General features: G+C 72.1%; 20 protein-coding genes and 1 pseudogene. 10 read left to right on the forward strand and 11 right to left on the reverse strand.

Annotated elements, in window-relative coordinates; translation table 11 throughout:
• The first annotated feature begins 26 nt into the window (after window positions 1-26).
• The 6 genes from ACZ4UB_RS04820 to ACZ4UB_RS04845 are packed head-to-tail and all read left to right on the forward strand — an operon-like array spanning window position 27 to window position 7042.
• Window positions 27-1163, forward strand: a complete 1137-nt coding sequence (locus tag ACZ4UB_RS04820; RefSeq protein WP_468068259.1) for a 3-oxoacyl-[acyl-carrier-protein] synthase III C-terminal domain-containing protein — start codon at window positions 27-29, stop codon at window positions 1161-1163.
• Between the two features lie 4 nt (window positions 1164-1167).
• Complete coding sequence (locus tag ACZ4UB_RS04825) at window positions 1168-2157, forward strand: hypothetical protein (protein ID WP_468068260.1); 990 nt, start codon at window positions 1168-1170, stop codon at window positions 2155-2157.
• The gene (locus ACZ4UB_RS04830; protein ID WP_468068261.1) at window positions 2154-3839 is read left to right on the forward strand and encodes an FAD-dependent oxidoreductase; all 1686 of its coding nucleotides are present in this window, start codon (window positions 2154-2156) and stop codon (window positions 3837-3839) included. The genes ACZ4UB_RS04825 and ACZ4UB_RS04830 overlap by 4 nt, the downstream gene beginning before the upstream one ends.
• Entirely contained in the window at window positions 3836-4315 is a 480-nt protein-coding gene (locus ACZ4UB_RS04835) for an SCP2 sterol-binding domain-containing protein (protein WP_468068262.1), read from the forward strand. The genes ACZ4UB_RS04830 and ACZ4UB_RS04835 overlap by 4 nt, the downstream gene beginning before the upstream one ends.
• The gene (gene fabF / locus ACZ4UB_RS04840) at window positions 4312-5562 is read left to right on the forward strand and encodes a beta-ketoacyl-ACP synthase II (RefSeq protein WP_468068263.1); all 1251 of its coding nucleotides are present in this window, start codon (window positions 4312-4314) and stop codon (window positions 5560-5562) included. Before ACZ4UB_RS04835 ends, fabF begins: the two co-directional genes overlap by 4 nt.
• A gap of 37 nt (window positions 5563-5599) precedes the next feature.
• A complete protein-coding gene (locus ACZ4UB_RS04845) occupies window positions 5600-7042 on the forward strand; it encodes a cytochrome P450 (RefSeq protein ID WP_468068264.1) in 1443 nt (480 codons plus the stop codon).
• Window positions 7043-7075: 33 nt separating this feature from the next.
• On the opposite strand, the gene ACZ4UB_RS04850 is transcribed toward ACZ4UB_RS04845, so the two are convergent.
• The 4 genes and pseudogenes from ACZ4UB_RS04850 to ACZ4UB_RS04865 form a co-directional block, all read right to left on the reverse strand.
• Window positions 7076-7288, reverse strand: coding sequence for a VWA domain-containing protein (locus ACZ4UB_RS04850; protein ID WP_468068266.1), 213 nt, complete (start codon window positions 7286-7288; stop codon window positions 7076-7078).
• A gap of 82 nt (window positions 7289-7370) precedes the next feature.
• Window positions 7371-7886 (reverse strand): annotated as a pseudogene (locus ACZ4UB_RS04855) (TerD family protein); the annotation flags it as partial.
• A 46-nt stretch (window positions 7887-7932) separates the two neighbouring features.
• A complete protein-coding gene (locus ACZ4UB_RS04860; RefSeq protein ID WP_468068268.1) occupies window positions 7933-9051 on the reverse strand; it encodes a fatty acid desaturase family protein in 1119 nt (372 codons plus the stop codon).
• 7 nt (window positions 9052-9058) lie between these two features.
• A complete protein-coding gene (locus tag ACZ4UB_RS04865; RefSeq protein WP_468068269.1) occupies window positions 9059-10123 on the reverse strand; it encodes a ferredoxin reductase in 1065 nt (354 codons plus the stop codon).
• 87 nt (window positions 10124-10210) lie between these two features.
• Here ACZ4UB_RS04865 and ACZ4UB_RS04870 point away from each other — a divergent pair, with 87 nt between their 5' ends.
• The gene (locus ACZ4UB_RS04870; RefSeq protein WP_354381022.1) at window positions 10211-11350 is read left to right on the forward strand and encodes a PucR family transcriptional regulator; all 1140 of its coding nucleotides are present in this window, start codon (window positions 10211-10213) and stop codon (window positions 11348-11350) included.
• 17 nt (window positions 11351-11367) lie between these two features.
• Here ACZ4UB_RS04870 and ACZ4UB_RS04875 read toward each other — a convergent pair whose 3' ends face one another.
• The 4 genes from ACZ4UB_RS04875 to ACZ4UB_RS04890 form a co-directional block, all read right to left on the reverse strand.
• Window positions 11368-11736 (reverse strand): VOC family protein, encoded by a 369-nt coding sequence (locus ACZ4UB_RS04875; RefSeq protein ID WP_468068271.1) that lies wholly within the window; start codon window positions 11734-11736, stop codon window positions 11368-11370.
• A gap of 124 nt (window positions 11737-11860) precedes the next feature.
• A complete protein-coding gene (locus tag ACZ4UB_RS04880) occupies window positions 11861-13051 on the reverse strand; it encodes an acyl-CoA dehydrogenase family protein (protein ID WP_385773355.1) in 1191 nt (396 codons plus the stop codon).
• Window positions 13052-13141: 90 nt separating this feature from the next.
• Window positions 13142-13987 carry a class II fructose-bisphosphate aldolase gene (locus ACZ4UB_RS04885; RefSeq protein ID WP_354381025.1) on the reverse strand — a complete coding sequence of 282 codons (846 nt, stop codon included), beginning with the start codon at window positions 13985-13987 and terminating at the stop codon, window positions 13142-13144.
• A complete protein-coding gene (locus ACZ4UB_RS04890) occupies window positions 13984-14886 on the reverse strand; it encodes an SIS domain-containing protein (protein WP_354381026.1) in 903 nt (300 codons plus the stop codon). The genes ACZ4UB_RS04885 and ACZ4UB_RS04890 overlap by 4 nt, the downstream gene beginning before the upstream one ends.
• Window positions 14887-15073: 187 nt before the next feature.
• Between ACZ4UB_RS04890 and ACZ4UB_RS04895 the strand changes: the two genes are divergently transcribed.
• Window positions 15074-15862 (forward strand): DeoR/GlpR family DNA-binding transcription regulator, encoded by a 789-nt coding sequence (locus tag ACZ4UB_RS04895; protein WP_468068587.1) that lies wholly within the window; start codon window positions 15074-15076, stop codon window positions 15860-15862.
• Between the two features lie 1226 nt (window positions 15863-17088).
• Window positions 17089-18552, forward strand: coding sequence for an erythromycin esterase family protein (locus tag ACZ4UB_RS04900; protein ID WP_468068273.1), 1464 nt, complete (start codon window positions 17089-17091; stop codon window positions 18550-18552).
• A 47-nt stretch (window positions 18553-18599) separates the two neighbouring features.
• Here the strand turns inward: ACZ4UB_RS04900 and ACZ4UB_RS04905 are convergent, their stop codons facing one another.
• The 3 genes from ACZ4UB_RS04905 to tdh form a co-directional block, all read right to left on the reverse strand.
• Window positions 18600-19514, reverse strand: a complete 915-nt coding sequence (locus tag ACZ4UB_RS04905; protein ID WP_354381028.1) for a LysR family transcriptional regulator — start codon at window positions 19512-19514, stop codon at window positions 18600-18602.
• Window positions 19515-19526: 12 nt separating this feature from the next.
• Entirely contained in the window at window positions 19527-20744 is a 1218-nt protein-coding gene (locus ACZ4UB_RS04910; protein ID WP_468068275.1) for a glycine C-acetyltransferase, read from the reverse strand.
• 152 nt (window positions 20745-20896) lie between these two features.
• A complete protein-coding gene (tdh, locus tag ACZ4UB_RS04915; protein WP_354381030.1) occupies window positions 20897-21925 on the reverse strand; it encodes an L-threonine 3-dehydrogenase in 1029 nt (342 codons plus the stop codon).
• Window positions 21926-22120: 195 nt separating this feature from the next.
• On the opposite strand from tdh, the gene ACZ4UB_RS04920 reads away from it, so the two are divergent.
• Window positions 22121-23068, forward strand: a complete 948-nt coding sequence (locus tag ACZ4UB_RS04920; protein WP_468068277.1) for an alpha/beta hydrolase fold domain-containing protein — start codon at window positions 22121-22123, stop codon at window positions 23066-23068.
• Window positions 23069-23075: the final 7 nt, after the last annotated feature.

Below are 23075 nucleotides of genomic sequence, written 5' to 3' on the forward strand. Positions count from 1 at the left end.
CGCCCAGATCACGGGGAGACACCGCTATGCCTGCCTACATCACCGCCATGGGAAGCTTCCTGCCCGGCGAGCCGGTGCCCAACGAAGAGGTCGAGGAGTACATCGGCAGCGTGGGCCGCGCGAGTTCGGGGCTGCGCGAGCAGACCCTCGACAACTGCGGGATCAAGACGCGGCACTACGCCATCGACAAGCAGCAGCAGACCCTGTTCTCCAACACCGATCTGGCGGTCGGCGCCATCCGCCGGGCGGTGGAGCGCTCGAACATCACGCTCGACGACATCGACCTCATCGCAGCGGCCACCGGCCTCCCGGACCTCATCGCGCCCGGCTTCGCCAGCGGGGTCCACGGCGAACTGGGCAGCCCGCCCTGCGAGATCGTGAGCACCCACGGGATCTGCAGCTCCGGGATGATGGCGCTCAAGAGCGCCTACCTCCAGGTGGTGGCCGGGGAGAAGAAGAACGCGATCGCCTGCGCGTCCGAACTGATCTCGCGGCTCATGAAGAGCGACCGGTTCGCCGACGTCCGGCCGATCTCGGACGACGGCGCCATCGCCATGGAGATCGCGTTCCTGCGCTACATGCTCTCGGACGGCGCCGGGGCCGCGCTGGTGCAGGACCGACCGGCGGCCGAGGGAATCAGCCTGCGGATCGACTGGATCTCGCTCACCTCCTACGCCAACACCGAGCGCACCTGCATGTACATGGGCGCGGCCGACAACTCGGGGAAGCGGAGCTGGCTGGACTACCCCTCCGCGGCCGAGGCGGCCGTCGACGGCGCGCTGGCGCTGCGCCAGGACCTGGGCCTGCTGCCGCACCTCGTGCGGCTCGGCGTCAAGGAGTACCAGCGGCTGCTCGACGAGGGCCGTTTCGACCCGGACGAGCTGGCCTGGTTCCCCGCGCACTACTCCAGCGAGCGCATGAAGTCCATGGTGCTCAAGGAGATCGAGAAGAAGAAGCTCCGGGGCCCCTCCGTCGAGAAGTGGTACAGCAATCTGACGCGGGTCGGAAACATCGGTTCCGCGAGCATCTACGTGATCCTGGAGGAAATGCTCGCCGAGGGCATGATTTCCGACGGTGACAAGCTCCTTTTGATGGTTCCCGAATCCGGGCGGTTCGCGGTGTCCTTCGCGCACCTGACGGCCGTATCCGGCGGGGAGGCCTGAGGTGGTGGCCCCACGGCCCCGGGTGACCGTGTACTGGTACTCGCAGACCGGTCAGCTCCTGGAATCCGTCTCCGCCGTCACCGACCCGCTGGAAAAGGCGGGTTGGGACATTCGCAAGGTCGAGATCAGGCCACGCGAACCCTTTCCCTTCCCCTGGCCCGTACGCCGCTTCTTCGGCGTATTCCCCGCCTCCGTCGACCCCGACGCGGCACCCGGGATCACCGCCCGGCCGCCGGTGGCCGACGATGACGACGCGGACCTGGTCGTCTTCGCCTTCCCCGTCTGGTACTTGGCTCCGGCGCTGCCCATGCGGGCCTTCGTCGGCGCCGAGCCGACGGCCTTCGACGGGCGCGGTGTCGTCGGCCTCGTGGCCTGCCGGAACATGTGGTACTCCGCCGCCCTCGAGGTGCGGCGGCTGATCGAGGGCGCGGGCGGCCGCTACGTGGGCACGATCGCCTCGGTGGACACCGCCTCCGCCGGGATCACCTTCGTCACCACGCTGCGCTGGCTGCTCGCCGGCAAGCGGGAGGCGTCCTGGGGCTTCCCGCGCGCCGGTGTCGGCGCGGACGAGCTGGACCGGCTCGCGTTCCTCGGCGAGCGCCTCGCCGAACTCTCCCCCGCGCAGCCGGATTTCGCTGCGGAACAGGGCGAGCCCGCTTCCCTCGCCACCTCCGAGTCGGCCTTGGCCGAGCGGGTGCGCGCCGTACTCGCCGCCCATGACGCGGCCCCCGTGAACCCTCCCCTGGCCGCGGCCGACCTCCTGGCCGGGAGGGTCTTCCGGGTCTGGGGGCGGATCATCCGCGCCGCCGACCGGCGGGGAGACCTCCCGCGCAAGGCGTTCACCGGGGTGTTCGTGCTCTGGCTGATCGGCGCCGTGCTCGCCGGGCTGCCCGCGGTCGTCGTCGCCCGCGTCCTGTTCGAGGCCGGCTTCGACGCGGCGGTGGCCCGGCGCCTGGCGCCGGTCGTCGCCGCCCTCGCGGAGGTACGACGATGAACGCGGCAGTACCCCGACCCCCGCGGACGGCGGAGCACTTGGAGGCCGATGTCGTGGTGGTCGGCGGTGGGCCCACCGGCCTCGCCGCGGCCCACTTCCTCGCCGGACTCGGCGTCCGCACCGTCGTACTGGAACAGCGCCCCGCGCCCTCCGGTCACCCGCGCGCCACCGTGATCAACTCGCGCACCATGGAGCTGCTCAGGTACCTGGGCGTCGACGCCGAGGTCCGCCGTGTCGGCGTGCCCCTGCCGAACACGGCGCGCATCACCTGGTGCACCGAACTCGCCGGCACCGAACTCGCCGCCCTGGACGTCATCGAATCGGCCGCGTCCCTGATGCGGCGCGCGGCCATCAGCCCGGTCCTGCCCGTCATCTGCTCGCAGAACCGGGTGGAAGCACTGCTCGTCGAGCGGCTCCCCGCGAACGCCCGGGTGATCCGCGGCGTCCGGGCCGAGGAGCTGACCCGGACCCCCTCCGGCGTCAGGGTGACGGCCTCGGGCGAGCGGCCCCTCGTCGTCGAGGCCCGCTACGCCGTCCTGGCCGAGGGTCTGCACGGCCCGCTGCGCGAGACGGTCGGCCTGCGGCGGACCGCGGCCACACCGCTCGGCCGGCTCCTCGACATCCACTTCAGCGCCGACCTCTCGCCCTGGACCGCCGGCCGGGAGAGCGCCCTGTACTGGGTGATGGGCTCCCTCGTCCGGGGCGTCCTGATCACCGTGGACCCCGCGCGCGGCGAATGGCTCCTGGAGATCCCGGCCCTCACCCCCGAAGAGGAACACACCTACTTCGAGGAGGAGGTCGATCACCTGAAGCTGATCGAGGCCGCCATCGGCACGTCGGTCGAAGGGCTGCGCGTCCACTCCGTACGGAACTGGGTGATGGGCTCCACCGGTCTCGACTCCTGGCGCAGCGCCGACGGCCGGGTGCTCGCCGCGGGGGACGCCGCCCACACCTTCCCGCCCACCGGGGGCTTCGGCATGAACACCGGCATCCAGGACGCCCACAACCTCGCCTGGAAGCTGGCCGCGGTGCTGCGCGGCGGCGCCCCCGACACCCTGCTCGACTCGTACGAGCGCGAACGGCGCCCGGTCGCCGAGTTCAACGCCCGGCACAGCGAGAGCAACGCCCTCCAGAAGCGGGCCCTGCTCCAATCGGACGCGGAGCAGGCGGAGTTCGCGCAGAACATCGAACAGCACCGGCCGCACTTCGACTTCGAGGGGCAGGCGCTGGGCTTCACCTACGCGCCGGGGCCCGGCGAGCCGGTGGTCCAGGACATCGTGACCTACCGGCCGACCGCCCGGGCCGGCCACCGGGCCCCGCACGCCTGGCTCGACCGGGACGGCGACCGGATCTCCACGACCGACCTGAACCGCTCCGGATTCTCCCTGCTCACGGGGGCGCGGGGGGCGGTGTGGCAGGAGGTGGCGCAGGAGGCCGCGACCTTCCTGGGCCTGCCCCTCACGGCAGCCGTGATCGCCGCGGACGGGCCCCACCTGCGCGACGTCACCGGAGCGTTCGCCGACGTCTACGCGCTGGAGGGGCCGGAAGCGGTCCTCGTACGGCCCGACGGTCACGTCCTCGCCCGACTGCCCGGCATCGCGCCGCGGCAGGAACTCCGGCAGGCGGCCGACCGAACAGTCAACAGCGGGCGGGTGCCCGCAGGAGCGGAGGAGTCGTCATGACGACCGAACCCACCTTCTCCCCGGAGCTGCTCGCGGGGCTGCACTCCGGCGACCTCGCCGACATCCGCGCCGTCCTCGCCGGGCTGCCGCGCCAGGAGTTGGCGGCCTGGCTGGCCACGCCCGAGGGCGGGGACGTACTGCGCGCGGCCTTCGAGCGGATGCCCGAGCGCTACACCGGGGGCCTCACGGGTCCCGCGCAGACCGCCCGTTGGGAGGTGTCGCGGTCGCCGGCCGACCCGATCGCTTACGACCTCGTACTGGCCGGGGACACCTGTGACGTGCGCGGGACGGGCATCTCGGGCGAGCCCGCGGTCACCCTCGCCCTGGACGCGGTCAGCTTCGTGGAGATGGCCTCCGCCTCGGTCCAGGGCATGGACCTGCTGCTGGGGGGCCGGCTGCACATCCAGGGCGACGTGCAGCTCGCGATGCGGATGGAGTCTCTCTTCGGACTCGCCGAACCGGGCGAGCCCGGATGAACACCGTTCCCGGTCGCCATCGGGTGGTGGTGACCGGCATCGGCATGGTCAACCCGCTCGGCATCGGCACCGAGACGGTCTGGACGCGGCTGCTCGCCGGAGCGTCCGGCGTGGGACCGATCCGGGGCTTCGACGCCGACCGGCTGCCGGTGCGGATCGCCGCCGAGGTGGCCGACTTCGACCCGACGCCGTGGCTGACCCGCCTGGAGGTCCGGCGCCTCGACCGGTTCTGCCACTTCGCGCTCGTCGCGGCCGAACTCGCCGTGGAGCGGGCGGGTCTGGAAGGCATCGACCGGGACGGCGCGGCCACCGTGATCGGCAGCGCCATCGGCGGCGCCACCACCATGAGGGCGGGGGTGCTGAAGGACGCGGCGGAGCCCTGGTCGGTCTCCCCGTACTTCATTCCCAGCTCCATCGTGAACATGGGTGCGGGCTCGGTCTCCCAGCACTTCGGCTTCCGCGGCCCCGGCGCCGCACCGGTCACCGCCTGCGCCTCCTCGGCCGACGCGATCGGACAGGCCTACCGCATGGTCCGCGACGGCTACGCCGGGGCCGCGCTCGCGGGCGGCTCCGAGGCCTGCATCGCCTCGCCCCTGATCGCGGGCTTCGCCAACCTGCGCGCGCTGTCCCGCCGCAACGACGAGCCCGAGCGCGCCTCCCGCCCCTTCACCGCGGACCGGGACGGCTTCGTCATGGGGGAAGGGGCCACCGTGATGCTCCTGGAGACCGCCGAGTCGGCCGGGGCGCGGGGCGCGTACGTCTACGCCGAGATCTGCGGCTACGGCCAGACCAGCGACGCCTACCACGTCACCGCGCCCGATCCCAGCGGGGACAGCGCCGCCCGCGCGATGCTCGCCGCGCTGCGCGAGGCCGACCTCAAGCCCGAAGAGATCGACCACGTCAACGCCCACGGCACCTCGACCACCTTCTCCGACGCCGCCGAGACCAAGGCGATCAAAACCGCCTTCGGCACGCACAGCGGGAAGCTGGCCGTCAGCTCGACCAAGTCGATGACCGGTCACCTGCTGGGCGCGGCCGGCGCGACGGAGACGGCCTTCTGCGCCCTGGCCATCGACCGCGGGGTCATCCCGCCCACCATCAACCAGGACGCGCCCGACCCCGAGTGCGACCTCGACTACGTACCGAACACCGCCCGTCCGTACCCGGTCCGGGCGGCCCTCTCCAACTCCTTCGCCTTCGGCGGGCAGAACGTCTCGCTCGCCCTCCAACGCTTCGTCAGGGAGTGACCCCGCCCGTGTCCGTGGAGCTCAGGAAGGCACTTCGATGACCCAGGTCTCCCCTCCCGTGGCCACCGCCACCGCGACCGCGACCGCCACCGCGGCGCCCGGCCCCGGCGGCCGGATCCGCTCCCTGCTCGCGATGTCCGGCCATCCGCTGGACTACGTCGGCGGGTTGCGCGACCGCTACGGCCCGGTCGTGCGCATTCCGCTCGGCTGGCGCGATATGTACATGATCAGCGACCCGGAGGCGGCCCACGAGGTGCTGGTCACCTCGCACCGCAACTTCGCCAAGGACGTCATGAGCGCCGGGCGCGGCAAATGGGCCGCCCCGCTCGAAGTGATCCTCGGCAACGGCCTGGTCACCAGCGACGGGACCTTCCACCGCAAGCAGCGCAGGCTGATCCAGCCGATGTTCCACCACGAACGCATCGCCGGATACGGCCGCGCCTTCGCCGAGCTCTCCGACGACCTCCAGTCCGGCTGGAAGGACGGGGACCGGCTCGACATGCAGGTCGAGATGACCGAGCTGACCCTCGCCATCGTGGCCCGCACGCTCTTCGACGTCTCCCTCGACAGCGACGTGGCCCGCACCATCCGCACCGCCGTCCCGCGCCACGAAGGTCCGCTGCGCTGGGATTCCCTGCCCTTCGCCCGCCATCTGGCGAAGCTGCCGCTGCCCGGCAACAAGCGCTTCTACGAGGGCCGGGCCAGCCTCTACGCCATCGTCGACCAGCTCGTCGCGGAGCGCAGGCGGGGCGACGGGCAGGGCGCCGACCTGCTCTCCCTGCTGCTCGCGGCGCGCGACGCCGACACCGGGGAGCCGATGGACGACCTCCAGGTGCGGGACGAGGCGATCACCCTGCTCATGGCCGGCCACGAGACCACGGCCAGCGCCCTCGCCTGGGCCTACCACCTGCTCGGCAACGACCCCGGGGCGCGGGAGCGGATGCACGCGGAGATCGACGAGGTGCTCGGCGACCGGCTGCCCACGGTCGAGGACCTGCCCCGCCTCGTCTGGACCGACGCGGTCCTCTCCGAGGCGATGCGCCTCTACCCCCCGATCCTGGGCGTGGCCCGCCGCGCCCTGACCGACTTCGAGGTCTGCGGCCGCCGCGTGCCCAAGGACGCCTTCGTCGCGATCGTCCCGTGGGTCGTCCACCGCGATCCCCACTGGTGGCCGCAGCCGGAGCGCTTCGCCCCGCAGCGCTGGATCGAGTCCCCGCCGTCCGCCGACCCGGCGGACGAGCTCACCGGCCACGCGGTACGGCCCGGCCGCCCGCGCCTGGCCTACCTCCCCTTCGGCGGTGGCCCGAGGCAGTGCATAGGCAACACCTTCTCGCGGATGGAGGGCGTCATGGCACTGGCCACCCTGGGCCGGCACTGGGAGTTCGACCCCGTCCCCGGCTTCACGGTCGACTCCCTGGCGAGAATCACCATCCGCCCCCGCCAGGGCCTCCCCGTATCCGCCAGACGCCGCCACTGCTGAGCCCGCCGAACCGTCCCGGCCAGGGCCGACGCCTCAATGCCGCAGCCAGGCGGCGAAGGCGTCGACGAGGCCGGCGTAGAACCGCTCGTCGGGCACCGACCCCGGGTTCTTGCTCGCGTCGTAGAAGGCGACGTTGGTGAAGGTGGCCGAGGTGGAGGCGTTGAGGTTCTTGTAGAACGCGAGCTTGCCGCGGCCGAATCCGACGAACAGCCAGAAGACGCCGAGCGGTGCGGCGTTCTGCAGCAAGGAGCGCACCTCGGCCTTGTCCGGTGCCGTCGTCGTCGAGGGTGGCCGACAGCGCGAGGACGCGCTCGGCGAAGGCCTGCACGGCGAAGGAGTCGTACAGCTCTTCCATGTGCAGGTCATGATCCAGGATCAGGTACACCGCCGCCCGCCGGTTCGCGATGCGCTGGTCGACGAGGGCCTTGTTGGCCTGGCGCGCCGGAGACAGCAGTGCGGGGGCCAGCAGCTCGACCTTCGACAGACCATCCGCGGGCGCCGCGGGGACGGGGTTCGAGCGGCCCGGGGCCGGAGCCGGGGCCGGAAGTGGCGCAGGGGCCACGTCGGGCTCGGGTTCCACATCGACCCCGTAGTCGGTCGCGAGGCCGGCCAGGCCGGAGGCGTAGCCCTGCCCCACCGCACGGACCTTCCATCCGCCGCCGCGCCGGTAGAGCTCCGCCAGCACCACGACGGTCTCACCGGACGTGAAGTCCGGCGCCGTGAACGACCGGGCCGGCGAGCCCGTCTGGGCGATCGACAGATGCGGTGCACGGGTGAAGACCGCACCCGGCTGCAGCGGATCGGCACTCACCACGACCACGAGCCGATCCACGCCGGCCGGCACGCGCAAGAGGTCGGCCGTCCCGGCTTTGGGCAGAATGACGCCGGCGTCAGGCCGCGACGAGTTCCTTTTCCCGGTCCGGGGTCGTGACCTTGGGCTTCTTGTTCGGCAGGGAGAGGCGGAAGACCCTGTGCCAGGCGGAGTACACCTGCTTGGGCAGGGGCCCGGTGACGTACTGGAGCTCGTACTTCTCGAACAGGGCGCGCACCTTCACCGCGACCTCGGCGTACCGGTTGCTCGGCAGGTCGGGGAAGAGGTGGTGTTCGATCTGGTGCGACAGGTTGCCGGTCATGAAGTGCATGGCCTTGCTGCCGCTGATGTTCGCCGAGCCCATCATCTGGCGCAGGTACCACTGGCCGCGCGTCTCGCCCTTGATCGACCGGCGCTCGAAGACCTGTACGCCCTCGGGGAAGTGCCCGCACATGATGACCGAGTGGGACCAGACGTTGCGGACCAGGTTCGCGGTGAACGTCGCGGCGAGCGTGGGGAGGAACGACGGGCCCGAGAGGAGCGGGTGGATCACGTAGTCCTTGAGCACCTGCTTGCGGATCTTGCGGCCCACGGCCCTGGCCCGGGCGCGGAACTCCGGGTTCTTGCGGCGGCGCTTGCTCAGGTTCCTGCCGAGTTCCAGGTCGTAGGCGGCGATGCCGTACTCGAAGAAGCAGGCGTTGATGAAGTTCCACAGCGGCTGGCCGAGGTGGAGCGGGTGCCACTTCTGGTCCTCGTCGACGCGCATGATGCCGTAGCCGAGGTCGTTGTCCTTGCCGATCACGTTGGTGTACGTGTGGTGCAGCTCGTTGTGCGAGTGCTTCCACTGCTCGGCCGGCGAGACGTGGTCCCAGTCCCAGGTGGTGGAGTGGATCTTCGGGTCCCGCATCCAGTCCCACTGGCCGTGCAGGACGTTGTGGCCGATCTCCATGTTCTCCATGATCTTCGCCACGGACAGGCCGGCGGTGCCGATCAGCCACGCGGGCGGGAAGAGCGAGAACAGCAGGACGCCCCGGCTGGCCAGTTCGAGCTTGCGCTGCGCCGAGATGACCTTGCGGATGTAGGCGGCGTCCTTCTCACCACGGCTGGCGATCACCTCGTCGCGGATCGCGTCGAGCTCGCGGCCGAGCTCCTCGATCTGCTCCGCGGTCAGGTGGGCGGTGGGGTCGATGGCGGTCAAAGTGCTCCTACCGTTCGATGTCGCAGGGGCCCGCCGCGGCGGACACGCAGGTCTGGATGAGGACGCCCGGCCCGGCCTCGGTGATCTCACCGGTGCGCAGGTCACGGACGGCGCCCGCGGTGAGCGGTATGACGCAGCCGAAGCAGATGCCCATGCGGCACCCGGACGGCATCAGCACGCCGGCCTCCTCGCCGACGTCCAGCAACGGCGTGGCGCCGTCCGCGTCGACGGTCGTGCCCGTGGTGGCGAAGGTGACCTCGCCGCCCTCGACGCCGTCGCCGGTGACGAGGACGGCGGGGCGGAAGCGTTCGGTGTGCAGGCGTTCCGGGACGCCGTGCGCGCTCCAGTGCCGCTCGGCGGCGTCGAGGAGGCCCGCGGGCCCGCAGGCCCAGGTCTCGCGCTCGGCCCAGTCGGGCACGAGTTCGGCGAGACGGGCCATGTCGAGCGTGCCGTCCGTGTCCGTGTGCACCTCGGTGAGCTGCAGCTTCCGCTCCGCGACCAGGTCGTGCAGGTCGCTGCGGAAGATCACGTCCTGCGGCCGCGGCGCGGAGTGGACCATGACGACGTCGTCGAGCTCGGCGTCGCGCAGCATGCCCATCACCGGCGTGATGCCGCTGCCGGCCGTCAGGTAGAGCACCTTGGCGGGCGTGGCCTCCGGCAGTACGAAGTCACCCGTGGCCTGGTCCAGCTGGATCAGCGTGCCCGGCTGCGCCCCGCGGACCAGGTGGTTGCTGACCTTGCCGTCCGGGATCGCCTTCACGGTGATCGCGATCCGGCCGTCGCGGCGGTCCGTCGGCGAGGTGAGGGAGTAGGCGCGCCACAGGCGCACCCCGTCCACGTCGACCCCGATCCGCACGTACTGGCCGGCCGTGTGGCCGCGCCAGCCCTGTCCCGGCTTGATCACGATGGTCGCGGCGTCACCCGTCTCGGGGTGCACGGCTTCGATGCGCCCCCGCAGGTCGCCGCCCGCACGCAGCGGGCTGACCAGGTCGAGGTAGTCCGACGGCAGCAGCGGCGTCGTGACCATCTCCAGCAGTTTCCACGCCCTACTGCGGAGGGCTGCACTCGTCATGGCCCCAGCTTGGTGTGCTTGAGGGGGTAAAGTCCTGTCCGTAGGACGTGAATCTGATCGGTTGAATTGTTCGCAGGGAACAAAAACGTGAGCCATGCAACCCGGAGGGCCAGCGAGCTGGTCCTGGACGAGGCGACGGTCACCGCGATTCGGGCCGCGCTGAGGACCACCGCCGACGAGGTCGTCCAGGCGATCATCGACGAGGTACCGCCCTATGCCAACGCCCTTTCCGGTCGCATGGGCGCCACGATCCGCCGCGCCGTCCGCACCGCCCTGAGCCTCTACCTGGACCTCGCGAGCGGGAACGCCACGGGCGGCGACGCCGGCGAAGCGGCCTACGAGCTGGGCCGCGGCGAGGTCCGCGACGGCCGTTCGATGGACGCCCTGCTCAGCGCCTACCGGGTCGGCGCCCGCGTGGCCTGGCGCGGTCTGGCCGCGGGCGCCGTACCCGCGGGTCTGCCCGCCGCCGAGGTCGCGAAGTTCGCCGAGCTGACCTTCGCCTACATCGACGAGCTCTCCGCCGCGAGCGCCGCGGGCCACGCCGACGAACTGGCCGCCCGGGGCCGGGCCCACGAGCGCCACCTGGAAGAACTGGCCCGCGACCTCCTCGCCGGCGCGAGCCCGGACGCGCTCCTCGCGGCGGCCGGGCGGGCCGGGTGGCAGCCGCCGGTGTCACTGACCGCGGTCCTCCTGCCGGCCGCCCAGGCCCGGCCCGCCTACCGCACGCTGGACCCGGGCACCCTCGTCCTCGACGATCTGCCGGACACCTCCGGCGTGCTGCTCGTCCCCGATGCCGACCGGGCGCACCTGCTGAGGCAGCTGCCCGAGCGCACCGCCGTGGTCGGCCCGGCCCGGCCGTGGACGCGTGCGTCCGCCTCGTACGCACGAGCCGTACGCGCGCGCTCCCTCTCCTGCGACATCCGCGACACCGAGGACCACCTGCCCGAGCTGGTGCTGAGCGCCGACGCGGACGCCTTCGCGGACCTGCGCGCCCGGGCGCTCGCACCGCTGCGGACCCTGTCCGCCGCGACCGCGCGGCGGCTGGAGGAGACGTTGCGGGCGTGGCTGCTGCACCAGGGCAGGCGGGACGAGGTGGCGGCGGCGCTGTTCGTCCACCCCCAGACCGTCCGGTACCGGATGTCACAGCTGCGTGAGCTGTTCCCGGACCTCGGGTCGCCGAACCGGGTCCTCGAACTGACGCTGGCGGTCGGATTCCGGGCGGACTGACGCCGTCTTCGACACCGTCACCGAGCCGGGATCGGCTGGGTGAGGTTCACCGCGTTGCCGTCGGGATCCTTGATGTGGACCACGCGCTGGCCCCACGGCATGTCGTTGGGGCCGCCGTGGACCGAGCCGCCCAGCGCCGTCACCCGGCCGAGCATCTCGTCGACGTCGTCGACGGCGATGCTGAGCAGGATCCGCGGCGCCGCCCCGGTCCCCGGGTCCGCCTTGGCCACCAGTGCGAGGTCGGTGTCGCCGATGCGCAGGCCCAGGTAGAAGGGCTGACCTTCCTCCGGCACCCGGAAGATCTCCTCGGCGCCGAACAGTTTCGTGTAGAAGCCGACCAGAACCTCCTGGTGGGCGGTGATGATCACTGGCTGGATGGTGGACATGGCACTCCTGTCGAGAACGGTCGCGTCGCTGGGTAGACCGTTCCCGCACCGTGAACTCATCGGCATGACCCGCGGCGCGCCCCCTCGCCGCCCGTAGCCGCGCGAGAGCTGTGTTCCCGGGCGCTCAGCGGCGGACCCGGGGCATGCCCAGGCCGATCCAGGAGATGATCTCGCGCTGGATCTCGTTGTTGCCGCCGCCGAAGGTGAAGATGACCGCGCTGCGGTAGCCGCGTTCCAGCTCGCCGTGCAGGACCGCGCCCGTCGAGCCGTCCTTGAGGGCGCCCGCCGCGCCCACGATCTCCATCAGCCAGGCGTACGCGTCCCGGCGCGCCTCGGAGCCGTAGACCTTGACGGCGGAGGCGTCCTGCGGGGTGAGGGTGCCGCTCTGGACGGCGTTGACCATCTGCCAGTTGAGCAGCTTCATCGCATCGAGCCGGGCGTGCGTGCGGGCCAGGCGGCCCCGCACCCAGCCGAGGTCGATGACCCGGCGGCCGTCGGCGAGCTTGGTGTCGGCGGCCCAGCGCTGTACGTCGTGCAGGGCGCGGATGGCCATCGTGCCGTGCGCGGCGAGGGTGACGCGCTCGTGGTTGAGCTGGTTCGTGATCAGGCGCCAGCCCTTGTTCTCCTGGCCGACCCGGCGGTTCGCGGGGACCCTGATGTTCTCGTAGTAGCTCGCGGTGGTGTCGTGCGAGGCGAGGGTGTTGATGAGGGTGCAGGAGTACCCCGGGTCGGCGGTGGGGACCAGCAGCATGGTGATGCCCTTGTGGGCCGGGGCGTCGGGGTCGGTGCGCACGGCGAGCCAGACCCAGTCGGCGGTGTCGCCGTTGGTCGTCCATATCTTCTGCCCGTTGACGACGTAGGTGCCGCTCTCCTCGTCGCCCTCGCGGACGGCCTTGCACTTGAGGGCCGCGAGGTCGGTGCCGGCGTCCGGTTCGCTGTAGCCGATGGCGAAGTCGATCTCCCCGGCGAGGATCTTGGGGAGGAAGTAGGCCTTCTGCTCGTCCGTGCCGAACTGCATGATGGTCGGCCCCACGGTGTTGAGGGCCATCAGCGGCAGCGGGACCACGGCCTGCGCGGCCTCGTCGAAGAAGATGAACTGGTCCATGGGCGACATCCCGCGCCCGCCGTACTCCTTGGGCCAGCCGACGCCGAGCCAGCCGTCGGCGCCGAGCCGGCGGATCGTCTCGCGGTAGAAGCGCTTCTGCGCCGCGGCGTCCTGGTAGCGCCCGTAGACGTCCTCCGGGACCAGCTCGGCGAAGTAGGCGCGCAGCTCGGTGCGCAACTGCTGCTGCTCAGGCGTGTATTCGAGGTGCACGGCCCCTCCGGGAGTCTCACGGTCCGTCCGTCGCTGGCGGGCGTAGAGTAGAACGTGTTCCAAGAATCCGGAAGGGCCTGCGCCGTGCGGTCAGCGGGAGGCGTCCAGCGCCGTGATCATGGCCGCCGTGGTGGCCGTCATCGCCGTACGGGCCGCCGTCAGGTACGGGCGCGGGTCGGCCTTGGTCAGGTGGGTGCGGATGGCCCCGGTCATCGCCACGTTCAGGGCGGTACCGATGTTGACCTTGCGGATCCCGCCCAGCACCGCCGCCGCCAGCTCCGCGTCCGGCAGCCCGGAGGAGCCGTGCAGGACCAGCGGCACCTCGACCGTCTTGGCCAGCCGGGCGAGCAGCGCGTGGTCCAGGGACGCGGTCCGCGAGGTCATCGCGTGGCTGCTGCCGATCGCGACGGCGAGCGCGTCCACGCCCGAGTCCGCGACGAAGCGCCGGGCCTCGTCCGGGTCCGTACGCGCGCCCGGAGCGTGCGGGTCCAGCGGGGCGGCGCCGTCCTTCCCGCCGACCTCGCCCAACTCGGCCTCGATCCACAGGTTGTTGGCGTGCGCCCAGTCGGCGGCCGAGCGGGTGGCCTCCAGGTTCTCCCCGTACGGCAGGTGCGCGGCGTCGTACATGACCGAACCGAAGCCGGCGTCGACCGCCTGGCGCAGCAGGTCGACGCTCTTGACGTGGTCCAGGTGCAGGCCGACCGGCACCCCGGCCGCCTCGGCACAGGCCACCGCGGCGCGGGCGATGGGCAGCAGGCGGCCGTCCCGGAAGCGGATCGCGTTCTCGCTGAGCTGGATGACGACCGGCTCACCGACCTGCTCGGCCCCGGCGACGACGGCCTCGGCGTGTTCGAGGGTGATGATGTTGAAGGCGGCCACGGCCCGACCGGTGGCGGCCGCCTCCCGGACGAGGTCGCCCGCCGGCACGAGGCTCATCGGACGACCTCCTCTTCACTGCTGAGGATCACCGAGCGGGTGAGGTTGCGCGGCCGGTCGGGGTCCAGCTCCTGGTGCGCGGCCACCGCGATCGCGAGGCGGTGCACCCGTACCAGCTCGGCCAGCGGGTCGTGCCGGGCCTCCACCCACTGCGCCCCGGTGTCGCGGACCTGGTCGGCCAGGCCGTCCGGGGCCTCGTCCAGGGCCCAGGTGACCGTGCCGGGACCGCTGATGCTGATGGGGCCGTGCCGGTACTCCATCGCCGGGTAGGACTCGGACCAGGACAGCGCGGCCTCGCGCATCTTGAGGGCGGCCTCGTGAGCGAGCCCGACGCTCCAGCCCCGGCCCAGGAAGGTGAACTGACCGCGGCCCGCCAGCTGTTCGGGCAGCGGTTCGGCGAGCGCGGCGCGCGCGTCGGCCACCACCGACGGGCTGTGCAGGCCGACGTGGGCGCGGAGCAGGGTGAGCGCCGTGGTCGCGAAGCGGGTCTGCACGACCGAGCGCTCGTCGGCGAAGTCCAGCACGACCAGGTCGTCGGCGAGGGTCATCACCGGCGTGTCGGGGTCGCCGATGACGGCGGTGGTGGCGATCCCCGCGTCGCGCAGCTGCGCGAGCAGGTCCAGCACCTCGGTGGTGGTGCCGGAGCGGGTGAGGGCCACCACCCGGTCGTAGCGCCGGTGGCGCGGGAACTCGGAGGCGGGGAAGGCGTCGGTCTCCCCCGCGCCCGACTCCTCGCGCAGTGCGGCCGCGGCCTGCGCCATGTAGTACGAGGTCCCGCACCCGACGATCGCGGTGCGCTCCCCCGGTTGCGGGAGGACCGCCCGCTGCGCCGGGGCCATCTCGGCGGCCCGTTCCCAGCAGTCGGGTTGCGTCGTCAGCTCGTACGCGACATGGCTCATGTCGGCTCCCTGTGCATTGGAGTGCGGGTGATGCATTTTTCTGCAAGATAGCCGGTGGTTTCGCGCAACTTCAAGCATCACCAGGGTGGTGGCCTGAGTTAATGTCGACGGATAGCCCGAACGCCCAGACGTGAACACACACGAACGAACACGAACGCACACAAGGGGGTACGCCGCCGTGGGGTCCATGTCCCGGGAGGTGCGCTGGCAAACGTTGCTGGATCTACTGGTGGAACGCGGCCGCCTGGAGGTCGAACCCGCCGCCGAGGCGCTCGGCGTCTCCGCCGCCACCATCCGGCGCGACTTCGACGAGCTGGCCCAGCAGCAGTTGCTGGTGCGCACGCGCGGCGGGGCGGTGCTGCACGGCGTGTCCTACGAACTCCCCCTGCGCTACCGCACCACCCGGCGCGCGGCGGAGAAGCGCCGGATCAGCGAGGCTGTGGCCGCACTGATCGCCCCGGGCGAGGTGGTCGGCCTGACGGGCGGCACGACGACCACCGAGGTCGCCCGCGCCCTCGCGGGCCGGGCGGACCTGAGCGCGGGCACCGGCGGGGCGCCCGCACTGACCGTGGTGACGAACGCCCTCAACATCGCGGGCGAGCTGGTGATCCGGCCGCAGTTCAAGACGGTGCTCACCGGGGGCGTGGCGCGACCGCAGTCCTACGAGCTGACCGGCCCCCTGGCCCAGGGCGTCCTGGGCCAACTCACCGTGGACACGGCGATCCTCGGCGTGGACGGCTTCGACCCGCTGGACGGGGCCGCCACCCGCCACGAGGACGAGGCCGCGGTCAACCGCCTCCTGTGCGACCGCTCCCGCCGCGTGGTCATCGCGGCGGACTCCAGCAAACTGGGCGTCCGCGCCTTCGCCCGCATCTGCCCGGCCTCGTCGGTGCACGTCCTGGTGACGGACACGGGCCTGTCCGACCAGGGCACCCGCGCCTTCGAGGATGCGGGGGTGGAGGTCATCCGCGTGTGAGCGCGGCTGCGCGCGTCCGGGGTCGGGGTCGGGGTGGGGGCACCGGCTTCGCGCATCGGGGTCGGGGTGGGCTCGGGGGCGTCCCGCCAGTTCAACTGTCTCTTCGTGGGGCCGCGACCTGTCAAGGGCGCTCCCTGCGGTCGCGTCGCTACGCGATGGCCTGCGGCCACCCTTGACAGGCCCCGTCCCCACGAAAAGCCAAGAACTGTCGGGGCGCCCCCGAAGGAAGGCCTGGGGCAACGCCCTCATGACCCCGGATTGTGGACGGATGAGGCGGGTCCGAGTGCGGCCAAGCCCACAACAGACGACAGACAACAGACGACAGACGACAAGCCACAAGCACGCCTGCAGATCGCTACGCGCTTCTCCGAGAGAAGCGTCTGCGAGTTGTGTAGGGCTGGTGAGTGCGGGCTGGTGCTCGGTGGGGGCGTGCCTGGTCACTGGTGGGGGGGTGGCTGGTCACTGATGGGCAGTGCTGGAGGTGCGGGAGGGCCGAAAGCTCGACCCACCCGAGCATGAAGCCGGTCAAGCCACACTCGACACCCAACACCCCTTCAAGACGTACCTTTTGTACTGGTATGAAGTCCTCCCTCCGCGCGGACGGCCGCTTCACCCGTCCCAACCTCGCCCTGCCCGAACTCCCAACCACCAACCACCAACCACCAACCACCAACCACCAACCACCAACAGCTCGCAGACGCTTCTCTCCGAGAAGCGCGTAGCGATCTGAACGCGCAGGCCTTTGCCTGTCGTCTGCCGTCTGCCGTCTGCCGTCTGCCGTCTGCCGTCCGTCGCCCGTCGCCCGTCGTCCGTCGTCTGTTGTCTGTTGTCTGTTGCGGGCTTGGCCGCACTCGGCTCCGCGTCGCCTGTCCGCAATCCGGGGTCATGAGGGCGTTGCCCCAGGCCCTTCTTCGGGGGCGCCCCGACAGTTCTTGGCTTTCCGTGACGGGGTGGCCTGTCAAGGGTGGCCGCAGGCCATCGCGTAGCGACGCGACCGTAGGGAGCGCCCTTGACAGGTCGCCCCGGCGCGGAGAGACAGTTGAACTGGCGGGACGCCCCCGAACCCACTCCGACCCCGGACGCGCGAAGCACCCGCCCCGCGGCGAAGCCGCGCACCTACGCCTCGGCTCCCCGCCCCCTCCCTCCCCATTGGTGGGGATACCTCCACCCTGGCCCCGGGGGGTGGGCCCATGGCTGCCGTGCTTCGCGGGGGCAAGTATTGGATCATGAAACGACGCAAGCCCGCCCTGGCCGCCGCACTGTTCCTCTCCGTCAGCGCCGTGCTCACCGCCGCACCTCTCGCCTCCGCCCAACAGTCGACCGCCTCTACCCCGACCGCCTCTACCCCGACCGGCTCCGCCCCGGCCGCCTCCGCCCCCGCCCCCAACCCCGTCCCCGCACTCGAACGCGCCGCCCAAGCGCTGCGCACCACCGACCCCCAAGGCAGTCTCGCCGACCTGCGCCCCCTCGGGCGGATGGTGCGCGACGCCCGGGTCGTGGGGCTGGGCGAGGCCACCCACAGCTCGCACGAGTTCTTCACCATGAAGCAGCGGGTCTTCCGTTACCTCGTCGAGGACAAGGGCTTCCGCACCTTCGCCCTCGAAGCGAGTTGGAGCACCGGCCTGCGGCTGAACGACTACGTGGTGCGCGGACAGGGCGATCCCGAGCAGATCATGCGCGAGGAATTCCAGACCACTTACGTCTTCTGGAACAACGCCGAGTATCTGGACCTGCTGCGGTGGATGCGCGCCTACAACCTCCAGCACCCGGGCGACCCGGTGCAGTTCATGGGCGACGACTTCGGTTACGCGGGCCCGCAGCTCTACGACGACGTGACCGCTTACGTCGCCGAGGCCCACCCGGCGCTGCTGCCGCGCTTCACCGAGCTGTACGCCGGACTGAAGCCCACCGCCACCCCCGAGGCCCACTTGAAGGAGTACCCGGAACGCCCCCTGGCCGAGCGACAGGCGATCGCCGCGCGAACCGCCCAGGCCCTGGCCCTCCTCAAGCAGCAACCCGGCACCACGACCGAGACCACCGCATCCGCATCCGCGACCGCATCCGCGACCACCCGCGCCCGGAGCCGCACCTGGGCGCTCCAGCAAGCCACCGCCATCGACCAGACGGCCCGCGGCTACTCCTTCGACTTCGACGACCCGCGCCAGGGCGCCGAAGGCATGCGCTACCGGGACCAGATCATGGCCGACAACGTCGACTGGTGGCAGCGGCAGACCGGTGACAAGGTGCTCCTCGCGGCGCACAATGGCCACGTCGCCCTGCAGAGCCACGACCCGGCGCACTACCCCAAGGTGCAAGGCAGCTATCTGCGCGACAAGTTGGGCAAGAACTACGTGAGCATCGGATCCACCTTCGACCGGGGCTCCTTCAACGCCTTCGGGGACGACGGCCGGCTGCGGGCCCACACGGTCGGCGCCGCCGAGCCCGGCACCAACGAGTACACCCTGGACAAGGTCCGCCAGCGCGACTACGTCGTCGACCTGCGCGCCCTGCCGTCCGCGGCCCGCGACTGGCTGTCGACGCCCCGCGCCACCCGCCACATCGGCGGCGCCTACCCCGGCCCCGTCGGGCCCGAGGCGCAGATCGCGCTCGCCGAGTCGCACGACGTCCTCATCCACCTCAACCGGGTCACCGCCGCGCGCCCCCTGCCCGCCCCGGCACCCGGCCGGTGAGGTCCCGGCGCAGCGGCCGGTGAGGTCACGGTGGCCTCCCGATCGGGTCAGTGCGCCGGGAGCCGCCCCGCCTCGCGGGCCAGGCCGGCCAGGACCGGGGCGATGAGGGGGTGGGTCTCGGCGCCCCTGCGGGTGGCCGCGAAGACCCGACGGGTGGCCGCCGGGCCCTCCACCGGCCGGACCTGGACCTCCTTGAGGTCGGTGCCCCGCAGCGCCGAGCGCGGCACCAGGGCGACGCCCGCGCCCGCGCCGACCAGTGCGATCACGGCCCGGAAGTCGTCGGAGGAGTGTCTGAACCGGGGCTGGAAGCCGGCCAGTTCGCAGGCCAACAAGGTCACGTCGTGGCACGGGTTGCCGGGGTACTGGCCCACCCAGTCCGTGTCGGAGAGCCCGGCCAGGGACACCTCGGGGAGCGCCGCGAGGGGATGCCCCGCGGGGAGCACCGCATCGAAGGGTTCGGCGTACAGCGGGAGGACCGACAGCCGGGTGTCGTCGGCGCCCGGGCCGCCGCGGTACTCCACGGCGAGCGCCACGTCGGCCTCGCCGTCGAGCAGGAGCGGGAGGCTCTGGTCGCCCTCCGCGTCCCGGACGCGCAGTCGGATGCCGGGGTGGTCCAGGGCGAGCCGGGCGATGGCCGGGGCGAGCACTTCGGTGATGCCGGTGGCGAAGGCGGCCACCGTGACCTCGCCCGCGACGCCCCCCGCGTAGGCCGCGAGCTCCGCCTCGGCGCGCTCCAGCTGGGCCTGTACCTCATGGGCGTGCCCGACGAGGATCTCCCCGGCGGCGGTGAGCCGTACGCCCCGCCCGCTGCGCGTGAGCAGTACGTGCCCGCTCTCCTGTTCCAGCGCCGCGAGCTGCTGGGAGACGGCGGAGGGGGTCAGGTACAGGGCTGCGGCCGCGGCGGTCACCGTACGGTGGTCCGCCACGGCCCGCAGGATGCGCAGCCGGCGGGGGTCGATCACCCCTCCATGATGTCAGCCCGCGGAGGAGCCGAGCGCCGCGCGGGCGTCGATGAAGGCGGCCACGGCGCGCTCCACGTCGGCCGTCGAGTGGGCGGCCGAGAGCTGGACGCGGATCCGGGCGGCGCCCATCGGAACGACGGGGTACGAGAAGCCGATCACGTACACGCCGCGCTCCAGCAGGAGCTCCGCCATCCGGGCCGCCTCCGCCGCGTCGCCGATCATGACGGGTGCGATGGCGTGGTCGCCGGGCAGGATCTCGAAGCCCGCCTCGGTCATCTTCGTACGGAAGAGCGAGGTGTTGGCCGCGAGCTGCTCGCGCAGGTCGCCGGCCGATTCGAGCAGGTCGATGACCTTGAGCGAGGCGGCGGCGATGACCGGGGCGAGGGAGTTGGAGAAGAGGTACGGGCGCGAGCGCTGGCGCAGCAGGGCGACGATCTCGGCGCGGGCGGCGACGTAACCGCCGGAGGCGCCGCCGAGGGCCTTGCCGAGGGTGCCGGTGATGATGTCGACGCGGTCCATGACCCCGTGCAGTTCGGGCGTACCGCGCCCGCCGGGGCCGACGAAGCCGACGGCGTGCGAGTCGTCGACCATGACCATGGCGTCGTAGCGCTCGGCCAGGTCGCAGATCTCGGCGAGCGGGGCGACGTACCCGTCCATGGAGAAGACGCCGTCGGTGACGATCAGCTTCCGGCGGGCGCCGCCCTCGGTGGCCTCCTTGAGCCGGGCCTCCAGCTCCGCGAGGTCGCGGTTGGCGTAGCGGTAGCGGCGGGCCTTGGAGAGGCGGATGCCGTCGATGATCGAGGCGTGGTTGAGCGCGTCGGAGATCACCGCGTCCTCGGCGCCGAGGAGGGTCTCGAAGACGCCGCCGTTGGCGTCGAAGCAGGAGGAGTAGAGGATGGTGTCCTCCTGGCCGAGGAACGAGGAGAGCCGGGCTTCCAGTTCCTTGTGCACCTCCTGCGTGCCGCAGATGAAGCGGACGGAGGCCATGCCGTAGCCCCAGCGGTCGAGCGCGTCCTTCGCGGCGGCGATCACCTCGGGGTGGTCGGCCAGGCCGAGGTAGTTGTTGGCGCAGAAGTTCAGCACCTCGCCCGTGGCACCCGCCACGCCGCCGGAGGTGACGCCGACGGACGCGTTCTGCGGGGTGCCGATGACGCGCTCGGGCTTGTGCAGCCCGGCGGAGCGGATCTCGTCGAGGGTGGTGCGCAGGTCGTCACGTACGGAATCGAACATGGGGCTCTCTTTCCACTGGAGCGGCGGCGGACGGAGGGGGGCCGGGCCCCGCGGAGGGGGAGGGTGGTGCGGGGCCCGGCCGGGGGGAGATGGTTCGGGGCGGCGCGGGAGGGTGCGCCGGGGGGTGGTGCGGGATCGAGCCGGCCGGACGGTTACGCCGTCCAGTCCAGGATGATCTTGCCACTGCGGGCGGTGGCGGCCTCGTCGAAGGCGGCGCCGAAGTCGCGGTGCGAGTAGCGGCCGGTGATGACCGGGGTCAGGTCGAGCCCGCCCTCCAGCAGCACCGTCATCGCGTACCAGGTCTCGAACATCTCGCGGCCGTAGATGCCCTTGATGGTGATCATCGAGGTCACCACCTTCGCCCAGTCCACCGGGAACTCCTGCGCGGGCAGGCCCAGCATCGCGATCCGGCCGCCGTGGGTCATGTTGTCGATCATGTCGCGCATGGCCTCGGGACGGCCCGACATCTCCAGGCCGATGTCGAAGCCCTCGCGCAGGCCGAGCTGTGCCTGGGCGTCGGCGATCGTGGCGTCGCGGACGTCGAGCGCGAGCGTGGCGCCCGCCTTGCGGGCGATCTCCAGCCGCTCGGGGCTGACGTCGGTGATCGTCACGCTGCGTGCACCGGCGTGCCGTGCGACGGCCGCCGCCATGATGCCGATGGGACCCGCACCGGTGATCAGCACGTCCTCGCCGACGAGCGGGAAGGACAGGGCCGTGTGGACGGCGTTGCCGAAGGGGTCGAAGATCGCCGCCACGTCCAGGTCGACCTCGGTGCGGTGCACCCACACGTTCTGCGCGGGCAGGACCACGTACTCGGCGAAGGCGCCGTCGCGCCCGACACCGAGCCCGATCGTGCTACGGCACAGGTGACGGCGGCCGGCGAGGCAGTTGCGGCACTTGCCGCACACCAGGTGGCCCTCGCCGCTGACCAGCGCGCCGATCTCGATGTCCTGGACGTCCGCGCCGACCGCGGCGACCTCGCCGACGAACTCGTGGCCGAGGATCAGCGGGGTCTTGACCGCGCCCTGGGCCCAGCCGTCCCACGAACGGATGTGCAGGTCCGTGCCGCAGATGCCGGTGCGCAGCACCTTGATCAGCACGTCTCCGGGCCCGTGCTCGGGCTCGGGCACGTCCATGAGCCACAGTCCGGGCTCGGCCTTGTGCTTGACGAGTGCCTTCATGGGGTGGCTCCAGGCATGCGGAGGGGGCGCAGCGACCCCTGGGACAGGTGCGGCGCATCGACGGACACCAATCTGCCGACCCGGTAACGATCAGTCCATCGAGGATTTCTTAAGCGGGTCGACAGCCCAGCTTCACGCCTATGCTCCTCCCGTGACGGGGCCGGGGCACGACGGGGAACAGGGAGGTGGCGGCGGGTGCCGAGTCTGCGCAGTCGCGCGCTGTCGGCCGCGCTGATCGCGGCGGGGCGGCGGAAGAGGTTCGCGAGTGCCGAGGCGGTGCGGGCGCGCGTCGCCGAGTCGGCCCGCAGGCCCGCGTCGCACCTGCCGCCGCGCTGGTTGGGCAAGGTCGCCGAGGTCTCGCGCACCTTCGTCGGGGCGTGGCCGGTGTACGAGGTCTCGCCGCGGGACGCGGAGCCCGCGGCCCGTGTGCTCTACGTGCACGGCGGCGGCTACGTCGGCGAGTTGGTGCGGCCGCACTGGGCGCTGGTGCGGACCCTGGTGAGCGAGGCCGGGGCGCGCTGCGTCGTACCGGCCTACATCCTGGCGCCGCGCGGGACCGCCGACCGGACGGTCCCGGTGGCCGCGGATCTGCTGAGCGGGCTGATCGAGAGCGGCGGGGCCGGTGGCACCGTGCTGATCGGGGACTCCGCGGGCGCGGGACTGGCGCTCGCGGCCGCGCAGCGGTTGCGCGACCGGACCGGCGCGCAGCCCTCGCGGATCGTGCTGGTCTCCCCCTGGCTGGACGTGACGATGACCCATCCCGAGCAGGGTGCGCTGGAGGCGGCCGATCCGATGCTCGCGCGGCCGGGGCTGGTGGAGGCGGGGCGGCTGTACGCGGGGACGCTGGCCACCGACGACCCCCGGGTGAGCCCGCTGCACGGCTCCTTCGCCGGGTTGGCGCCGCTGACGGTGTTCACGGGCTCGCGGGACGTCCTGGTCACCGACAGCCGGGAGCTGGTGCGCCGGGCGCGCGCCGAGGGCGTCGAGGTGGACTACCACGAGCTGGCGGGCCTGCCGCACGTCTACCCGCTGCTCCCGGTCCCGGAGGGGCGTGCGGCGCGCGCGGAGATCGTCCGGCTGGTCCGCTCGGCGACCGACCCCGAACCAGGCCCGGTCCCGGCGCCCGCCCCCACCCCCGGCTGAGCTGCCG

The sequence above is a fragment of the Streptomyces sp. NPDC028419 genome, assembly GCF_055565515.1.